Source organism: Nostoc sp. CENA543 (genome assembly GCF_002896875.1).
Classification (GTDB): Bacteria; Cyanobacteriota; Cyanobacteriia; order Cyanobacteriales; family Nostocaceae; genus Trichormus.
Genome location: NZ_CP023278.1, coordinates 5,875,234 through 5,894,066, shown reverse-complemented (window position 1 = coordinate 5,894,066; position 18,833 = coordinate 5,875,234). Strand labels below are relative to the sequence as shown.

At 42.1% G+C, this 18,833-nt stretch carries 17 protein-coding genes; 13 read left to right on the top strand and 4 right to left on the bottom strand.

The window, feature by feature from the left end; all coding sequences use genetic code 11:
- The first annotated feature begins 202 nt into the window (after positions 1-202).
- The 9 genes from CLI64_RS24705 (at position 203) to CLI64_RS24665 (ending at position 8,348) form a co-directional block, all read left to right on the top strand.
- On the top strand, positions 203-712 hold the full coding sequence (locus CLI64_RS24705) for a DUF2808 domain-containing protein (RefSeq protein WP_103139711.1): 510 nt from the start codon (positions 203-205) through the stop codon (positions 710-712).
- 280 nt (positions 713-992) lie between these two features.
- Positions 993-1,127 (top strand): 50S ribosomal protein L34, encoded by a 135-nt coding sequence (gene rpmH / locus CLI64_RS24700; RefSeq protein ID WP_103139710.1) that lies wholly within the window; start codon positions 993-995, stop codon positions 1,125-1,127.
- Between the two features lie 13 nt (positions 1,128-1,140).
- Positions 1,141-1,563 (top strand): ribonuclease P protein component, encoded by a 423-nt coding sequence (gene rnpA, locus CLI64_RS24695; RefSeq protein WP_103139709.1) that lies wholly within the window; start codon positions 1,141-1,143, stop codon positions 1,561-1,563.
- The gene (locus CLI64_RS24690; protein ID WP_103139708.1) at positions 1,550-1,933 is read left to right on the top strand and encodes a PH domain-containing protein; all 384 of its coding nucleotides are present in this window, start codon (positions 1,550-1,552) and stop codon (positions 1,931-1,933) included. Before rnpA ends, CLI64_RS24690 begins: the two co-directional genes overlap by 14 nt.
- 172 nt (positions 1,934-2,105) lie before the next feature.
- Complete coding sequence (gene yidC, locus CLI64_RS24685; protein ID WP_103139707.1) at positions 2,106-3,248, top strand: membrane protein insertase YidC; 1,143 nt, start codon at positions 2,106-2,108, stop codon at positions 3,246-3,248.
- 3 nt (positions 3,249-3,251) lie between these two features.
- On the top strand, positions 3,252-3,770 hold the full coding sequence (locus CLI64_RS24680) for a R3H domain-containing nucleic acid-binding protein (protein WP_103139706.1): 519 nt from the start codon (positions 3,252-3,254) through the stop codon (positions 3,768-3,770).
- 110 nt (positions 3,771-3,880) lie between these two features.
- A complete protein-coding gene (locus tag CLI64_RS24675; RefSeq protein ID WP_103139705.1) occupies positions 3,881-4,387 on the top strand; it encodes a DUF177 domain-containing protein in 507 nt (168 codons plus the stop codon).
- 509 nt (positions 4,388-4,896) lie between these two features.
- Positions 4,897-6,366 (top strand): ammonium transporter, encoded by a 1,470-nt coding sequence (locus CLI64_RS24670; protein WP_103139704.1) that lies wholly within the window; start codon positions 4,897-4,899, stop codon positions 6,364-6,366.
- 395 nt (positions 6,367-6,761) lie between these two features.
- Positions 6,762-8,348, top strand: a complete 1,587-nt coding sequence (locus CLI64_RS24665) for an ammonium transporter (RefSeq protein ID WP_103139703.1) — start codon at positions 6,762-6,764, stop codon at positions 8,346-8,348.
- Between the two features lie 56 nt (positions 8,349-8,404).
- On the opposite strand, the gene CLI64_RS24660 is transcribed toward CLI64_RS24665, so the two are convergent.
- The 4 genes from CLI64_RS24660 to CLI64_RS24645 form a co-directional block, all read right to left on the bottom strand.
- Complete coding sequence (locus tag CLI64_RS24660; protein WP_103139702.1) at positions 8,405-9,136, bottom strand: SagB/ThcOx family dehydrogenase; 732 nt, start codon at positions 9,134-9,136, stop codon at positions 8,405-8,407.
- Positions 9,137-9,246: 110 nt separating this feature from the next.
- On the bottom strand, positions 9,247-10,548 hold the full coding sequence (locus CLI64_RS24655; RefSeq protein ID WP_103139701.1) for a YcaO-like family protein: 1,302 nt from the start codon (positions 10,546-10,548) through the stop codon (positions 9,247-9,249).
- A 5-nt stretch (positions 10,549-10,553) separates the two neighbouring features.
- Positions 10,554-11,681: a TOMM precursor leader peptide-binding protein gene (locus CLI64_RS24650; protein WP_103139700.1), complete on the bottom strand. Its 1,128-nt coding sequence runs from the start codon at positions 11,679-11,681 to the stop codon at positions 10,554-10,556.
- A 95-nt stretch (positions 11,682-11,776) separates the two neighbouring features.
- Positions 11,777-12,109 (bottom strand): hypothetical protein, encoded by a 333-nt coding sequence (locus CLI64_RS24645; RefSeq protein WP_192881594.1) that lies wholly within the window; start codon positions 12,107-12,109, stop codon positions 11,777-11,779.
- Between the two features lie 880 nt (positions 12,110-12,989).
- Here CLI64_RS24645 and CLI64_RS24640 point away from each other — a divergent pair.
- The 4 genes from CLI64_RS24640 to CLI64_RS24625 all read left to right on the top strand — a co-directional run bounded on the left by CLI64_RS24640 (position 12,990) and on the right by CLI64_RS24625 (position 18,701).
- Positions 12,990-14,786 (top strand): ABC transporter ATP-binding protein, encoded by a 1,797-nt coding sequence (locus tag CLI64_RS24640; protein WP_225977426.1) that lies wholly within the window; start codon positions 12,990-12,992, stop codon positions 14,784-14,786.
- 325 nt (positions 14,787-15,111) lie between these two features.
- The gene (locus tag CLI64_RS24635; protein WP_225977425.1) at positions 15,112-16,467 is read left to right on the top strand and encodes an ammonium transporter; all 1,356 of its coding nucleotides are present in this window, start codon (positions 15,112-15,114) and stop codon (positions 16,465-16,467) included.
- A 73-nt stretch (positions 16,468-16,540) separates the two neighbouring features.
- On the top strand, positions 16,541-17,362 hold the full coding sequence (locus CLI64_RS24630; RefSeq protein ID WP_103139697.1) for an SGNH/GDSL hydrolase family protein: 822 nt from the start codon (positions 16,541-16,543) through the stop codon (positions 17,360-17,362).
- A gap of 130 nt (positions 17,363-17,492) precedes the next feature.
- Positions 17,493-18,701, top strand: coding sequence for a 4-hydroxy-3-methylbut-2-enyl diphosphate reductase (locus CLI64_RS24625; protein WP_103139696.1), 1,209 nt, complete (start codon positions 17,493-17,495; stop codon positions 18,699-18,701).
- Positions 18,702-18,833: the final 132 nt, after the last annotated feature.

The window sequence follows — 18,833 nt, the reverse complement described above, 5'->3', positions numbered from 1 at the left end:
TAGATAAATTTACTGACTAGATTGAGTTACAAAGCTGCAATATCAGAAACATCTTTTGCCTTCTTCCCTGTCTTATCTCTAGTCCTCTGCACGTAAAAGGCACTTTCCTTACTAAGTTACGTCTTTTTTGAGCAAAGCAATAGTAAAGTTTAGTTACGAAAACCCCAATTACACATCATTCTCTGGTGGAGGAGTTAGAATTATGCGCCGTTTACTTTCCGTTTTAGCCTTGACTGGCTGTGTACTTACTGGCTTACCGACTATGGTATTGGCACAAGGTCAAGGATTTGTACTGTTTAGCGGCGTTAAGCGGGAAAACCAGCTACCCTTCCGTTTAGACTTTGGCGGACAGACAAGTAGCATAGATAGATACATACTGAGAATTCCCGCCCAAAACATGAAACTAGCAGCAGCGCAATTTGCTGTGACTTATCCTAACTACTACAAAGGTAGTTTTGATACTAAAAAAATTGAAGTCAGAGTTAGAGGAAAGAAAGTCCCCCTTTCGGAAGTCAAATGGAATAAAGAAAGCGGTTTAATTGAAATTTTCCCCGAAGAACCCGTACCAGCAGGTAGCAGAGTCGAGTTAGTATTTTCCAACGTTCGCAATCCATCCTCTGGCGGTACATATTATTTCAACTGTCAAATTCTCTCTCCAGGAGATTTACCATTACTGCGCTACATCGGTTCTTGGATTTTGACAATTAGTTAATTAGTCAATAGTCATTAGTCAATAGTCAATAGTCAATAGTCAATAGTCAACAATCAATAGTCAACAATCAATAGTCAACAATCAATAGTCAACAGTGAGTAGGGGCGAGTTTTGGTAGATACTCACGTTGAAAAACAGATAGCTTGTTTAAACTCACTCGTACAAAAGTACCATAAGCCATCTCTAAACTATTGACTAATGACTAATGACTAATGACTAATGACTATGATATATTTTTAGATTGTGACTTTTTATAAAAATCACCTACGAGGAGAATAGTATGCAAAGAACTCTGGGCGGAACTAACCGCAAGAGAAAAAGAACTTCCGGCTTTCGTGCCAGAATGCGAACCCCTGATGGTAGAAACGTCATCAGAGCTAGAAGAAGAAGAGGACGGCATCGTTTGACCGTTTAGGGCATTTTAAGCTGTGGCCTTGCCGAAAGCACATCGATTAAAATCCCGTCAAGATTTTCAGGCAGTTTTCCGAGAAGGAATGCGGCGATACAGTTCTCATTTAACTTTGAGAGCTTTGAAACCGTCATCTGCCAAAGAGTCTTCTTTGGCTACTGCCCCTAAAAACTCTATAGGGACTGAATGCCACCATCTCACCAGTACGAAAATAGGCATTTCAGTTAGCACAAAAGTGAGTAAAAAAGCAGTGGTGCGTAACCGCATCAAGCGTCAAATTACGGCAGCATTGCAACAACTGTTGCCGAAAATAGCACCAGGATGGAGATTGGTGTTAATTGTCAAACCAACAGCAGCAGGAGATGAGTGCGGAAGCCAACAATTTCTGCAAGAATTAGAGCAGTTGTTGGCAAAAGCCGAGGTATTAAATGGGCATTCGTGAAGAAGTTTATTATGAAGGCGGCCCCCACATTGGGGATTTAATTTTAAATATCCTGATTGGCTTTACTGTGGTTGGTATACCACTTACAGTTGGTGCAATAGTGAGAGCCTTGTGGTTACGTTACCGCATCACCGATCGCAGAATATCTGTTATGGGTGGCTGGATGGGACGCGATCGCTCTGACGTAATTTACTCAGAAATTGTCAAAATTGTCAAAGTTCCCCGTGGAGTCGGTATTTGGGGAGACATGGTAGTCACCTTAAGAAATGGTAGCCGTTTAGAAATGCGGGCAATCCCTAATTTTCGTGAAGTTTACGACTACATCAACGAAAGAATTGCTGCCAAAAATCCTCAATACACACCCCAGTAGAGAACAGGGAAAAATTAGTGTTGAGTCAAGAGGATCAAGTGCAGAGTGAGAAATTTCACTCAACACTCAGCACTCAGCACTCAGCACTCACAACTACCTACTCCCTACTCTCCCTTTTTTAGATAAATTAGATTCAGATCAATTTACAGTAACTCAGGTTGAATTCAGAATAATGGATTTTGGTATCGGGTTTCTCTCAAACAACGTCATGCTGCCAATCATAGACTTGTTCTATAGTATTGTGCCTAGCTATGGATTGGCGATCGTTGCCTTGACATTGATAATCCGCTTCGCGCTCTACCCCCTGAGTGCTGGTTCAATTCGCAGTATGCGGCGGATGCGAATTGTACAACCTCTGATGCAAAAGCGGATGGCGGAAGTTAAAGAACGTTACAAGGACGACCCGCAAAAGCAGCAGGAAGAAATGATGAACGTGCAGAAGGAATTTGGCAACCCCTTAGCAGGATGTTTGCCACTCTTACTGCAAATGCCAGTCCTGTTAGCACTATTTGCTACTTTGAGGGGTTCACCATTTGCGGGAGTTAACTATTCTGTTAACCTGCAAATCCTCCCCGCCGAACAAATCGAACGAATTCAACCCCAAGCCTTTGTGACTCCTCCTCAGAACATTTATGTGGCTGATGGAGAACACGTCAAAGTTACAGCGATTCTCCCTAGTGGTAACAAGTTAACAGTAGGGGAAAACACCAAGATTCAATACCAAACCCTTGAAGGTAAGCCATTCCCAGCACTGCTGGCAGAACACCCAGACACCAAGTTAATCCCCGAATGGAAAATTACCAAAGGGGAAGACAGAATCAAAATCGATGCAGAGGGCAACATAGAAGCTCTACAGCCAGGCGATGTCACCATTCAAGGGACAATTCCTGGTTTAGCCGCAGATAAAGGCTTCCTGTTCATTGATGCCTTGGGTAGAGTCGGAGCAATTGACCCAGACGGAACAGTCCACTGGGATATTGTGGCGATGATTATTTTCTTTGGTATTAGCCTCTACGTCAGCCAAATGCTTTCTGGGCAGAACTCTAGTGGTGGCAATCCCCAACAGGATACAGTTAACAAAGTCACCCCTGTAATCTTCTCTGGGATGTTCTTGTTCTTCCCCTTGCCGGCTGGGGTTTTGATGTACATGGTGATTGGAAATATCTTCCAAACCCTGCAAACTTACATCCTCTCTCGTGAACCCTTACCAGAGGAACTACAAAAAATCGTAGACACCCAAGAAAAACAAGCGGTGGCGGCACAAAAGACCTTACCTTTTGAGCCAAAAAGTTCCAAGAAAAAGACCACAGGTTAATAGATGAGCAATATTCCCATGCAGCGAGGTCAGCAGTGGTTAAAATCACTGCTGGAACTCACGGGGATATCAACAGAGATTAGAGGTAGTGTAGAAACGCCTCATTCTCTAGAAGAAGATTCCCCAGCCATAGATAGCTACTGGTTGACAATTGACGAAACCAACCTTACCCCAGAGCAAATAGGCGTTCTGATTGGTGCTGACGGTTCAGTGTTGGATGCAATTCAATATCTGGCTAATTCCACGCTGAACATCAACCAATCAGAAGCCGGACAAGCCTCTTACACTGTGGAATTGAATGGCTATCGAGTGAAAAGACAAGCTGAAATTCAAGCAATAGCGGAAGCCGTAGCTGTACAAGTCCGTTCCACAGGTCAAGAAGTGGAAATTAGATCCCTCAGTTCTGCGGAAAGACGCTTTGTCCACACCTTGTTTCAAGAATTAACTGATATAGAAACCTTTAGTCGTGGCAAAGAACCCCATCGGCATTTAGTTGTTCGTCCTGTGGGCTTTGAACCCTAAACAGTTGAAGCAGTACAGAATATTCTTGTTAAGAGCTAAACTATATATGGATTATCAGCAGGATTGCTGATGATCAACATAAATTTTCGTGATGATGTTTCACAAATCCTATGGACGCAATTTTTATTCCGCAGCTAACTAAAGCACCGGAGCGTACAGAGGAAATTCAAGTTAAAGAATTTCTACCTGGGCTAGATACGTTAACACCAGTTCGCGGTCGCGTCCGCGTGCAGCATCATGGTAATTATTTAGATGTTTCAGCGCAGGCAGAAACTATTGTTACTTGTACCTGTAATCGTTGCTTACAGCAATATAATCACCGTTTAGTGGTGAATGCTCAAGAAGTAATTTGGTTAGATGAAGCCGTAAATCAAGAGCAGAACTTGCCTTTAGAAAGGGAAGTGGCGATGGAAGATTTAGTGGAAACTCTATCACCCAACGGTTATTTCCATCCCAGTGAATGGTTATATGAGCAGATGTGCTTAGAATTGCCGCAGCGTCAGTTATGTGATTTAAACTGTCCAGGGATTCTCAATTCGGCAGGCGAGAGTTTAGACAAACCCGTTGATAGCCGTTGGGCTAGTTTAGAGGCTCTGAAGAAGCAACTACCAGGATAAGTACAAAAAAACAGGTGCATAAATGATCCTAGATTATAGCTAAGTGTAGTCTTATACACTTAGCTATAATCTAGTTGCTAATCACCAGCACTTGGCGAATCATCATTTAATATTCTTAATATTTTGTATTTTAATTTCATAGAATTTGGATGAGTGACCTGTGGATATGACTGAATCGCGCTCGCAGTAAGGTATTTCTTTCATAGACTGGGCTTAATTTTTAGTTAAATTCTCTGAAAAAATAATAAAAATGTATTTTAGAATACAGAACTAATGTTGTAATTAAAACACTATAAAATGCAATTTATTCAAGAAGAAATCATATGCAGTAGATTTTAGCTGCTGTCTGTTCTGTGTTCTATCAAAGAAATGGAGTGGAGAAGAGCAAAAAATAGATGCAGTGTTAGGGAAAACTAGATCGCTAGATTTGCTGATCAAAATCAAAGAGTTTTGATCAGTCTGCTACCATGATCAATCATCGCTTTTCAAGCAGGAAAAATATTGAGCTAATGAATAAGCGTATTCGACCTTGGCAACGCATCATCGTGTTAGCGATCGGTTCAATGATCTTGGCAATCTTTGCCCCTACCGTTGTGCAAGCAACAGATAGTGCTAATTTATCCTCTGGGGGAGAAAAAATCGAGGCCTTAAGATTCTCGATAGACACTATCTGGGTACTCATTACGGGATTCTTAGTATTCTTTATGCAAGCTGGCTTTGCTATGTTGGAAGCTGGTTTTTCTCGACAAAGAGGTGTAGTTAACGCCCTGGTAGAAAACTTTATTGATGCAGCTGTCACTATCTTGGTTTGGTGGGCAATAGGATTTGGTATTGCCTACGGTACGAGTGTCGGGGGTTTGTTAGGTATAGACACTTTCTTTTTGAGCCAAATTCCTAATAGTGATGGTGTTTATCCGATGGGTGTGCCTGGCTCTAAGGCTCTAATCAATAACTATACTTTGTTCTTCTTCCAGTTTGCTTTTGCTGCAACTGCCAGCACTATCACTACCGGTGCGATGTTGGGTAGAACTGACTTCATTGGCAACTTAATTTACAGTGCTGTCATGGGAGCATTTAGTTATCCCATGATTGTCCATTGGGCTTGGAATGTGAATGGGTGGTTATCTAAACTCAGCTATCATGACTTTGCTGGTAGTTCTGTTGTGCATTGCGTGGGAGGTTGGACGGCTTTAGTTGGGGCATATTTGTTGGGGCCACGTCCTGGACGTTCAGCTTGGGGATCACCACCACCAGCCCATAACCTGGGGTTAGCAACCTTGGGAACAATGATTTTGTGGTTTGGCTGGTATGGCTTTAACCCTGGTTCAACCCTGGGTACAAGTAACACAGGATTAATTGGCTTAGTGACAGTCAACACTACACTGGCTGGTGGTGCAGGCGCACTCACAGCCATGATTTATCAGTACATCCGTACTCAAAAATGGCATTTAGAGTATTGCCTAAATGGTGCGTTAAGTGGCTTAGTAGCGATTACAGCTGCTTGTGCTTATGTTGCACCCTGGGCGGCGGTATTGATTGGGTTAACATCTGGCATTTTGTTAGTGCAGGGGATTGATCTAATTGAGTCACTGCAAATTGATGATCCTGTTTCTGCCTTTTCCGTACATGGAATTAACGGCATGATGGGAACTCTCGCTGTGGGTTTTTTAGGACAGCCGGAACTAACTTTGAATAAAAAAGCAGGCTTATTGTTAGGGGGTGGGATTGAACTATTAGGGATACAACTTTTAGGGGTAGTAGCGATCGCAGTCTTTACAGTTGCTTTTAGCTTTTTGATGTTCGGCTCTCTCAAAGCCTTGGGACACTTACGGGTTAATTCAGAAGGCGATCGCCTGGGAATTGATGTTCATGAACATGGTGCATCAGTTTGTCCTGATATTTATCCAGTGGAGAAGTTGTCAGAAGATAAAAAACACTATCCCAAAAGCTCAGATGTTAGCTCTTTTGAGAATGAATAAAGTAATGAGACTAATTCATTGACAAAAGTAAACCAATAGTAGTAAGGTGTGGCACAAATTGATGATGAATTTCTGTTTTCATATCCGATGAAGATTAACTTGACAAAATCAAGCGATCGCCGCATCTAATGGTATTTTTCATGATTAAAGATTGAATGAAGAATACTTGACTGTTGCAGAAACTACATCATAAATTTTTAAGGATATTTGCAAAAATATTTACAAAAGTGTCATTAGTTCTCTAAACTTCTAGATAAATTATTTTGAGTTTTTGATTGACCAGTTAAAAGGTCTGAAAAAAACATCAGAACCACTGATTTGCAGTGAGCAAGGAATCTGTTGGCTCAATCTGTTTATAGCTATCAAGGATAGTTGGGAGGGCATTGTTTTAACCCATGTACAAACATAAATCAAAAATAAAAAATAGGCGATTTTCTACCAGGAATTCCGCCAAAAGCCTGCATTTTAAATCCAAAACCGATTTATTCAGTTTAATTAAGCGACTATCTCCTAGTTGGCAGGCTTGTTTACCCCTAGCTTGTTTAATTGTGTTGGGATGGGGTTATGTTGCCGTTGCTCAAACTCCAGCAGCCGGGCCAACAACAGCAGAATTAAAAGTAGCCCTAGACACTCTTTGGGTAGCGATCGCAGCATTTTTAGTATTCTTCATGAATGCTGGTTTTTGTATGTTAGAAACCGGCTTTTGTCGTCAAAAAAATGCTGTTAACGTCCTCGCCAAAAACTTAATTGTGTTTGCGCTAGCTACCGTTGCTTTTTGGGCAATTGGTTTTGGCTTGATGTTCGGCGATGGCAACGATTTTATCGGGTTAAATGGGTTCTTTTTAGCAGGAGCAGATAACAGTCCCGCCACTGCAAAAGAATATCAAGGTGTGTTTAGTGCTTTAAACTGGGCTGGTGTACCTCTAGCTGCTAAATTCTTGTTCCAATTAGTGTTTGCGGGAACAGCCGCCACAATTGTTTCTGGTGCAGTAGCAGAAAGAATCAAGTTTGTTGACTTTTTAATTTTCAGCCTTTTACTGGTAGGTATTGCCTACCCCATTACTGGACATTGGATTTGGGGTGGTGGTTGGTTATACAAACAAGGATTCTGGGATTTTGCTGGCTCTACAGTAGTTCACTCAGCCGGTGGTTGGGCAGCTTTAATGGGAGCAGCTTTCCTTGGCCCCCGTATTGGTAAATATCAAGACGGTAAAGTTGTGGCTTTACCTGGTCACAATATGAGTATTGCCACTCTAGGCTGTTTGATTTTGTGGTTGGGTTGGTTTGGTTTTAACCCTGGTTCAACAATGGCGGCTGATCCCAATGCCATTACTCACATTGCCTTAACAACCAACATGGCGGGTGCAGTCGGTGGAATTGCAGCAACTGCTACCGCTTGGTTGTATTTGGGTAAGCCAGACCTATCAATGATTATCAACGGTATTCTGGCGGGCTTGGTAGCAATTACAGCCCCTTGTGCCTTTGTTAGTCTTCCCAGTGCCTTTATTATCGGTTTAATAGCTGGTGTAATCGTAGTTTTTGCTGTCACCTTCTTTGACAAACTCGGTATTGATGACCCAGTAGGTGCTACATCCGTTCACCTAGTTTGTGGTGTTTGGGGTACTTTGGCTGTTGGTTTGTGGTCTGTTGGCCCTGGTGTTTATTCCTGGTATGGTGAGGGACTTGGCCCTGCTAAGGGTTTATTCGCTGGTGGTGGCTTTGGACAGTTAGGTGTACAGTTTTTAGGTGCTATTTCCGTTGGTGGGATGACTGTACTTCTTACCAGCATTTTCTGGATAATTCTCAAAGCTACTTTGGGTATTCGCGTCACCAGAGAAGAAGAACTGGAAGGCTTGGATATTGGCGAACACGGTATGGAAGCTTACAGTGGATTCCTCAAGGAAGCCAGCCCTGGTGGATTTGCAGAAGGTGGTCAACCCGAAGGCTATTCATCCGGTGAAGATTATCCTGGCACGGTATAAAGCAAATTAGAATTACAAGCATTCTCAACCCCCAATTTCTTACTGAAGTTGGGGGTTTAAACTTTTTCAGTACCAACAGCAATACAATAGAGTGCGGCGTGACGCTGACCATCAATACCCAAAATACGGTTGATGCTGGAATCGTGAAATCCCCCCAGACAAAGACTACCAAGTCCTAACTCTACAGCCATCAGACAGATATTTTCAGCTTGATGACCAGCTTCCAATAAAACAAAACGGTAGCCTCTGGTGCCATACTTATAAAGCGATCGCATAAACACACCAGTCAGGATAAATAAGGCATTGGCGTGAGTAATAAAATCCTGATCTAATAGAGGTGTAATAAAGTCATGGGGGACTGACTCGTTCACCCAATGTAAACCATGACCACGCGGTTCATAGTGATATAAACCCGCAGCTAAATCATTAACTTCCTGTATAGATACAAACATTTCGAGAGGATAGAGTCCACCAGCTGAGGGAGCATTTCTGCCCTCATAGGTGTAACTCTGTACCTGACGCAGACCATTAATTCCACAGGCTGAATCTAGTAACTGTGCCAGTACAGTTTGTGACATCTGGACATTTTGAAATGCACGCACTGAACGACGTTTATTTAACAAACTTGCCAGATGATTATCCCTGGGTACTGGAGGTAATTCTAAAACGGGCGCATCTGGTAAATAACGCATTTCACCAGCAGGTACTGGTTGAGCATAAGCGTCTGGTGGTGGGGAATTCAAATGGTAAAGCAGGGTTAACTCTAGAGGTTCGTTGACTTTGTACATGGAGGGAAAGGGTGTAGGGAAGGGTATGGGGGTGTAAGGGTGTAGGGTTTTAGGGGTGTAAGGGTGTAAGGGTTTAGGGGGATATGCAATTTCCTATTGTCAATGGCGATTCAATCTAGGGGATGTGGGCAAGGATTTAGGTGATGAGGGCGACTGTAGCCTAAACGTTCTGGAACTGTAAACAAACGCTGAGTTCCCAAGGGTTCTTGACCATAGCCAAAATATATTGGTACTAATTCACTGGCTAACGTCCGTACTACCCGAAAACCTAGTGGTGCGACATCAGGGGTGGTGACATCTACTAAATAAGCTTCAGCACCAACTTGATGAAGTTTCTGCACCACTGATTGCAACCTTTCTGATTCTGTGTAGTCCCTACAAGTCTGTAAATCGGCAATTTCTCGCCCGTGGTTATGGTGTAGAAGAAAATCTAATTCCCCCAGTCTTGCGGTTGTGTAGAAGAAAGCACTATGGTCTTTTAAATCCTGGATATCTTGATATTGATGGAGATTGGCACCATCTCCCGCCAGCATACGGCTAATATCATGGGGGCGAATTTGACAAACTTCAAAGATAGCTTTGCGAAGGGCTGTGGCACCGTCTAAATCACATCCTAAGCCAGTGACTAAAGCTGGACTTTCGCCGGAACGGTCAATTGCAAAAGCTGCAATCACTGGTACTTGAATATCTGTAGTCAAGTCAAACGCCATTAATTCTATGCCAAATCTGGCATAGTTACGAGCGATCGCAGTTTCTATGCCTGGTTGATGAGTAAAATCAATGCGGGGGACTGGGAGACGATTTAACCAGGTAATCATGAAAGCATCGCGTTCAATCAACTCACACAAACCACGGTAGGCGGCAAACTCCACAGATAAGCCACTGGCCATACCGTTAGTTGTGACAGGTAAGATACAATCCCCTAACTGATGACTACAAAAATTGAGATAAACCGAGGCTGCTGGGAGTAAAATCTGCTGTTGGCTATGCAAATTCACAGCAGTAACCCAGGAAGTCTGTATTTTTGGGTCGAAAGTCGGAAAAGGAAAATTGGGGTCAGAGTATTGCTGCTGAGAAAACGAGAAAAAAACTTGGGGAGGGATAGCCACATCCGCGAGACTTTCGTAACTATCGATAATTATTTGTCTGCGGTCAACAATGCTACCACAATAACGTTCTAAAGCTTCGCCCACAGCACCGATAATAGCCTGTTCATCATTCATCCCTTTGCCTACGCCGTAACGTAAATCATCTGTGGCTTTATAGATGTTAAAGTGCGAGAGTTCCGCTTGCCACAACACAGGCAGTTCAAACTCTGTATAGGGTTTAGTCAATCTGTCTAATTTTTGAATAATACCAGTGTGGGGACTGACTAAATCTCGCCAGTTTGGGCTAGCAACTGTTGCGTTCATGATTTTCAAAATGGGGAATGGGAAGAACAGTGAGGACAGCCAGGCTTTTTGAGAACCACATTGTGAGTGAGTTTGGTGGTGATTAAATCTAGATGGAGTAACTTACCCTGTGTGGTGATTGGTAAACCTAGTAACAACTTCACTGCATCCAGCACTAAGTAACTACCCACCAAGGTGTGACCTATGGGCAAATTTTCCCGCCATTGGGGTTGAGAACGGCGATCGCGGTCTAAGTGTCTTTCTAGTTGTAATTGTGCTTCTGGTAACTTAGCACAAGCAATAGACCGCATCCGATAGCACAGATAACAGGGACTATCACCGCCGACAACTAAAGGGCCAATAGTACCCTCAATTCCAAAAGCTCCCCCAGGAAGTAATGGACACTGCATATTTAAACAGAGTCGGTTGAGACGATAGGCTAAATTCACTGAGACTGCATCAGTGGCCACAATAGCTAAATCAACATCATCTAATAAAGCCTTGACTGTATCATCATCGTTCAAAATATCCGTGACTGTCTCAATGGCGGTAAATCCTCCCATACCTGCAATCTGCCTAGCTGTTTCCACAGCGCGCAAATTACCAGACTGGCTCAATCCCCAATTAGCCATAATCGTGGCATCATAAGCAGATGTAGAGATACTATCGCACAGGCGCAGAAATCCCACACCACAGGCTGCTAGATTAATTGCGGCTACTACACCTGAGCCACCTAACCCAAAAATCGCCACACGAGCATTAGCTAGACGTTCTTGAGCATTTTTTGGCTGAAAACCTAGTTCATGGTACAGGCTAAATTGAGGTAAAAATTGCTCGTGATTATTTAAAGCAAATGTAGTTTCTGAATATTCTTCAACTAAGCGATTGTTCATCAAAAACGTTAAACATTCATCGAGAGAAGTATCTGTAATTTGTTCACACACAGCAGCACGTATTTCTCCGATGGTGTGTGTTCCATCTAGTAAGGGAAAAACAATATTTTCTAAATCTTTTAATGCTTGACCATCGACTTTGAGAGTGCGTCGTGTTGTGTTAAATATCATCGTTTCTCGGTCTAAATCAGACTCGGAAGGCATCACATGAATCAGGAGATGTTCCAGTAATCGCAACTTTTGATTATCATGAAATTGCATAGTTGATTATATCCGAATTCAGCAAAAAATCAGGCTTAATAAAATAAACAAAAGCAACAGTTTTATGTTTGTTAGATAGCTAAAATTTGGTTACATTAATAACCAAAATTCATCTCCGATTCTTCTACATTTACATCTGGTAATGAGGCAACACCACAGCCCCCACCACATTTACCACAACCGCCGCAGCCAAAACAGCGAAAACAACGGAAACAACGGAAACAGCGACCACATCGACCGCAGCCACCGCAACCACCACAACCTCCGCAATTACCGATAATAGGAGGCATCACTCCTTGACTAGCTAATTTTTCCCAAGCAGTGATCTCTGCGTCAGACAGTAAAACCTGTTCAAGTTTATCGTCGCTGTCTGCTAAACGCATTTCTATGGTTTTTTCCAGCAATTTTACATCAGTAAACATCATCATTTACTCCTTGTAACCTAAACTCATTGGAATTTTCGGAAAATCTGCATTCGTGGTATTGAATAGGGATGATGTTCATCTGTTAATATTTTTTTAGCAAATTTAAACGCAAGGATTATTCAGAAATTACTAATTGCTAAAGCCACAGAAATTTCTTACCTGTTATTATTTTGCTAATCAAATTAACAGAGAACTCACATCTTGGTATTCAGAGTATGACTAGTCCACATAAATCAAAGTTAATTGCTGATTTTAGCTAGTGGATTATGTCGGAGATTTAATTTTCTTCTCATCTCATTTTTTGAGAAGTAACTGTTGCTTTTGAAATCAATAAATGACTTTGATTTTTAATGACTTGAGTTCTTCAACAATATCAACGATATCTTCTTTTCGATGTTTTTATTCTTTCTGAGGTAGTTATTGATTATTTTTAATGTTATATCTTCAGAAGTATTTATTTTATGCCAGATAATACTAAGGTTGTAGATACTTAACAATTCAAAATTCAAAATTCAAAATTCAAAATTAAAGACATTTTCAGTCGGGGATTTCAACCCCCACTGAAAATATGCTACGTATAGACGTAGGGGTCTTAAACCCTCTGATTTACGATAAATTAAAGAATTTTAGAATAATAAATTACAGACATTGCAGCAATCATCAACTAAAAATCAACTTTAATGAAAATACAAAAGCATACAAAATTGGGATAGGTAGTATTGTTTCGAGATTCTGGAACAGCCTAAAAATCTAGGCTTTTAATCCAAAATCCGTCTTGAAAAGTTTCCTACGGCGGGAAACCCGCCTACAGAACTTTTGTCTTCGACACGCTACGCGAACGCAAAATCCAAAATCCAAAATTGGTATCAGAGGTAGGTGGGATGTGTACACTCAAGCTTTATGGCGTTCTCTACCCTTAGTATGGAAAGCTGCACCACAGGAAATTGCTATCTTAATGCTCGTGATTTTATTGCAGGGGTTTTTACCTGCTGTGAGTGTTTGGATTACCAAATTAGTCATAGATACGATAGCAACAGAGTTATCTGCCGGTAAAGCATTGGGGTGGGAAATTTTACTACCTTTAGTGGCTGCATGGGTGGGAGCTTTATTAATACAAACACTCCTTGATCCTTGGCGGACTGCACTCCAAGGAAATGTCAATGATAAGTTGACAGCACACTTAAGTTTAATGTTGATGCGTAAAGCCGATAGTTTACCTGACCTCAACCGTTTTGAAGATGCTCAATTTTATGATGAGTTACAGCTGTTGCAAGAACAAGTTAGCTATCAACCTTTGAATTTATTAGAAAATTTAGTGGAGTTGGGTCGGTCACTGGTCACGGTGGTGGTGATGGTGGGGTTATTAATTCCCCTAGCTGTTTGGATTCCTCTAGTGATTGCGATCGCTACTGTACCCCAAGTAGTAGTCTCTGCCCAATACGGCAAAGCAATTTGGCTAACTCTATTTGAAAATAGCCCCCAAGCCCGCAGAATGAGATATTACACATCAGTGATGCTAACTGACACCTACGCTAAGGAAACGCGACTTTTTCAGCTAGGTGAATTTTTTATTGAGCGATATCTGCAAGCATTTGGGTCTTTACACAACTCTATGCGCCATTTACGAGGTCAACAAGCTTTTTGGTCTTCCAGTTTAGCTGTTTTAAGCACTTTGGGAAATGGCTTTGCTTTTTACTGGGTGGTCAAGCAAGCATTTCAAGGGGAATTTAGTCCAGGTAGTGTGTTGTTATTCGTTCAATCTTTAACTTACTTCCAACAGAATTTAGCTGCATTTGTCGGTAATGGACTGGAACTTTGGGAGAATGTTTTATATATGCAGCAATTCTTTAATTTTCTCGACAGCGCAAGTCCCATGTTATTGACTGTACCTGGAGAGAAAACCCCTCATCCCATACTGACTGGGATTACCTTTGAAAACGTCTATTTCCGCTACCCAGATGCTCAAACATGGGCTGTGAAAAATATCTCTTTTACTCTACACCCTGGTGAAACAGTAGCGATCGTTGGCGAAAATGGCGCAGGTAAGACTACTATCGTCAAGTTACTCACCAGGTTATACGACCCCACTAAAGGCAGAATTTTGGTTGATGGGGTAGACCTAAAGCATTTAAATCTACAAGAGTGGCGACAGCAAATAGCTGGAGTTTTTCAAGATTTCGGTCGTTACGCTCTCACCCTAGGAGAAAATATCGCTTTAAGTAATCTCCAAGCCCTTGAAAATCGAGATTTACTAAGATTTGCTATAGAAAAAGCCGATATTATCCAACTAGTTACCCAATTTCCCACAGGGGCGGATACACCCTTGGGTAAGCAGTTTAGTGGTACAGAATTATCTGGTGGTCAATGGCAAAAGTTAGCCCTAGCCCGTGCCTTTGTGCGTCAGCAAGCCCAAATCCTGCTGTTAGATGAACCCACAGCCGCACTCGACCCCCGCAGCGAATATGAGCTTTATTTGCGCTTTGTAGAACTAACTGAAGGCAAGACTACCATTTTGATTACGCATCGACTAGCCTCTGTACGTATGGCTCATAGGATATTAGTGCTGAAAGCTGGTCAATTAATAGAAGATGGCACCCATCAAGAGCTTTTACAACATGGTGGCGAGTATACAACGTTGTGGAATATGCAAGTTCAGCAGTATAGGGATGTAAGGGTGTAAGGGTGTAAGGGTGTAAGGGTGTAAGGGTGTAGGGAAAAAATATTTCTTTCCCCAATCCCCAGTCCCCGTATTTCTGAAAATCATTGAGAGACAAAAGCTACATAGTAGTTCCATAGATTTTATCTATGAATATGATTATTTTTTTGTTAAGATTTCCCGAAACCCAAATCCAAGTAATCTGGAAGACAAAAATTTCCAGTCAAAAGTAATCAAATGTAACTAAGTATACAAGGATATTGCTCTTCAAGGGAAAAAACAAAAAGACGTGATCAAGAAATGTTTAGGGATTGGGTTTCTTACCCTACTACTGCTAATAGCTCCTTTTATGGGTAATGCCTTTGCCCAAACACCAGCTAGTACCCCATCTGCGGATACTGGGGATACAGTGTTTATGCTGGTATCATCTGCTTTTGTGTTGTTGATGACACCAGGATTGGCATTTTTCTATGGTGGCTTTGTGCGATCGCGCAATATCCTCAATACATTGATGATGAGTTTTGTATTGATGGCGATTGTGGGAGTTAGCTGGGTGCTATGGGGTTATAGTCTCTCATTTGCGCCTGGGTTGCCATTTATTGGCGGCTTACAATGGTTGGGCTTAAATGGTGTGGGGCTAGAAACAACCAACTATTTGCAAGGTTCGGCACCTGTGGATGTAGTTTCTTACGCTCCGACGATTCCCCATCAAGCATACATGATTTATCAAGCCATGTTTGCTATTATCACCCCAGCGTTGATTTCTGGTGCGATCGCTGAACGGATGAGTTTTCGCGCCTATTGTTTATTTGTCTTGCTGTGGTCAACCTTGATTTATACCCCTTTAGCGCATATGGTTTGGGCTAAAGGTGGTTTATTGGGGTTATATGGCGGTTTAGGCGCGCTAGATTTTGCTGGTGGTACAGTTGTACATATCAGTTCTGGTGTGTCTGCGCTAGTTGCAGCGATTGTTTTAGGGCCACGCAAAACTCACCCCGACCGTCTCAGTCCTCCCCACAATGTCCCATTCATCTTATTGGGTGCGGGCTTGCTGTGGTTTGGTTGGTTTGGCTTTAATGCTGGCAGTGCTTTATCTGTAGCTAGCGGGACTTCCGGTAATATAGTCACCAACGTTGCTACGACTGCTTTTGTTTCTACTAACACCTCGGCGGCGGCGGGGGCTTTGATGTGGTTGATTTTAGAAGCCACTTTACGCGGTAAACCTACAGCAGTGGGGGCAGCAACAGGGGCAGTTGCTGGTTTAGTGGGGATTACACCAGCCGCCGGGTTTGTTGTTCCCTTATCAGCAATTTTGATTGGTTTTATCACTGCTTTCGTCTGTTTCTATGCGGTCAGTTTCAAACATAAGCTGAATGTTGACGATGCCTTAGATACCTATCCTGTACATGGTGTAGGTGGCACAGTTGGAGCAATTTTAACCGCCCTTTTTGCCACTAAGGAAGTTAACTCACTTGGTAAAGATGGCGTGTTACGGGGTAATTTTGGGGAATTAGGTGTGGAATTAGCAGCCATTGCGATTGCTTATGTAATTGCAGCTGTGGGAACTTGGCTAATTCTCAAAATTATTGCCGCTACTGTGGGGCTACGAGTCAAAGAAGAAGCCGAATACCAGGGTTTGGATATCAATGAACACGGAGAAGAAGGTTATAACTCCGAGTTTGGCGATCGCATTATCTCCGAATAATTGCTGAAAATAGTGCGATTATCTTACTAGCGATTTAAAATCTGAGTCAAATCATAGGAAGATTTCGCTAGTCGTGTCCACTACTGCAAAAACCTTTCCGGTCTGGGCGTTTTTCTTACTGGCAACCAACGGCATCCTTATGTTGGCGGTCATTCTGCTGATTTGGCGACAGCAGGGATTGACCGCCGTTTCCAGTAATGCCCCTCCTCCAGTTCCAGCCAATCAAAACCCACCCCCAACACCAGAGTTAGGCCGCCGCCATCAACTCACCTATCAACAATGGGTAGATATCCTCAACCAAGAAGCCCAAGTAGCTGCTCAACAGCGTCCATCAAAGTTGAGTGTCTTAGTGGGAGATTCATTGAGTCTGTGGTTTCCTGTGGAATTATTACCCCAAGATAGAAATTGGCTTAATCAAGCAATTTCCGGTGAAACCAGCAATGGATTATTGAAAAGATTAAATTTATTTGACCAGACACAACCAGAGACGATTTTTGTGATGATTGGGATCAATGACTTGATTCGGGGAGTAGATGATCAAGTCATTTTAGACAATCAAAGGCAAATCATCATTTACCTGCGAAAAAATCATCCCAAAACCAAAATCTTTATCCAATCAATTCTGCCCCACGGAGGAGCAGCAGCCACTTGGGAAGGAAAAGAGAAATTACTAGCGATTCCCAACAGTCGGATTGAAAAGTTAAATCAGCAGTTACGAAGCATCGCTGTGAAAGAAGGTGTGGCATACCTAGATTTATATTCCTTGTTCGCGGATCAAAAAGGTAATATGCGGACTGAATTAACTACTGATGGTTTACATCTGAGTCCCGCAGGTTATCTAGTGTGGCGCACTGCGTTGCAGATTTATCAGAAGGGACGGGGGACTGGGGACTGATAAAGGCAAAAGGCAAAAGGCAAAAGTAAAAAAAGGAAAAGATTCTCTTACCTTTTGACTTTTTACTTTCTCAATATGCGTCTTGGCACGAGAGAATCATTAAAGAGGAGATACAAAAAAATAAGAGATTATGGATACAAAAGCTTTTAAGCGTTCACTAAATCACTCCGAGAATTACAACCGTAAAGGATTTGGTCATCAGGCTGAAGTCGCTACCCAATTGAAATCTGAGTATCAAAGTAATCTAATTCAAGAAATTCGCGATCGCAATTACACTTTGCAAAGAGGCGATGTCACTATCCGCCTGGCGCAAGCTTTTGGGTTTTGCTGGGGTGTAGAACGCGCTGTGGCGATGGCTTACGAAACCCGTAAGCACTTTCCCACAGAACGCATTTGGATTACTAACGAAATTATCCATAACCCTTCTGTAAATCAGCGAATGCAGGAAATGCAAGTTGGCTTTATTCCTGTAAATGGTACTCAAAAAGATTTCTCTGTCGTAGGTCAAGAAGATGTAGTGATATTACCTGCTTTTGGGGCTAGTGTCCAAGAAATGCAGCTACTCAATGATAAAGGCTGTAAAATCGTTGATACTACCTGTCCTTGGGTTTCCAAAGTCTGGAACACCGTAGAAAAGCACAAAAAAGGTGATTACACCTCAATTATTCATGGTAAATATAAGCACGAGGAAACTGTTGCTACCAGTTCCTTTGCTGGTAAATATTTAATCGTTCTCAATTTACAAGAAGCTCAATATGTAGCTGACTATATTTTATATGGGGGCGATCGCCAGGAATTTTTACAAAAGTTTGCTAAAGCTTGTTCCCCAGGTTTTGATCCTGACACAGATTTAGAACGCGTCGGTATCGCCAATCAAACCACCATGCTCAAAGGTGAAACTGAGCAGATTGGTAAACTGTTTGAGCATACCATGATGCAGAAATACAGCCCGGTTGAATTAAATCAACATTTCCAAAGTTTTAATACTATTTGTGACGCTACCCAAGAACGCCAGGATGCGATGTTGGAATTAGTGGAACAAAAATTAGATTTTATGGTGGTAATTGGTGGGTTTAATTCTTCCAACACCACCCAATTGCAACAAATTGCCCAACAAAGAGGGATACCTTCATATCATATAGATAGCGTAGGGCGTATTAAGTCTAGAACATCAATTGAACATCGGCAATTAACTGGGGATTTAGTCATTACAGACAACTGGCTACCAGACGGGGAAATTGTTGTTGGCATTACTTCTGGAGCTTCTACACCTGATAAGGTTGTCGAAGATGTAATTGAGAAGATTTTTACTCTGAAGGCAACTGTGACAGTTTCTTGAGAGTGCTGAGTAATGTTAGCGGTAGCGCGGCGTTTAGCCGGTGCTGAGTGCTGAGTAATGAGTAATGAGTAAAATAAAATTACTCAATAATTCAGCACTTAGTCAGTAATTGTTTGTAGTAAGGACTTTAGT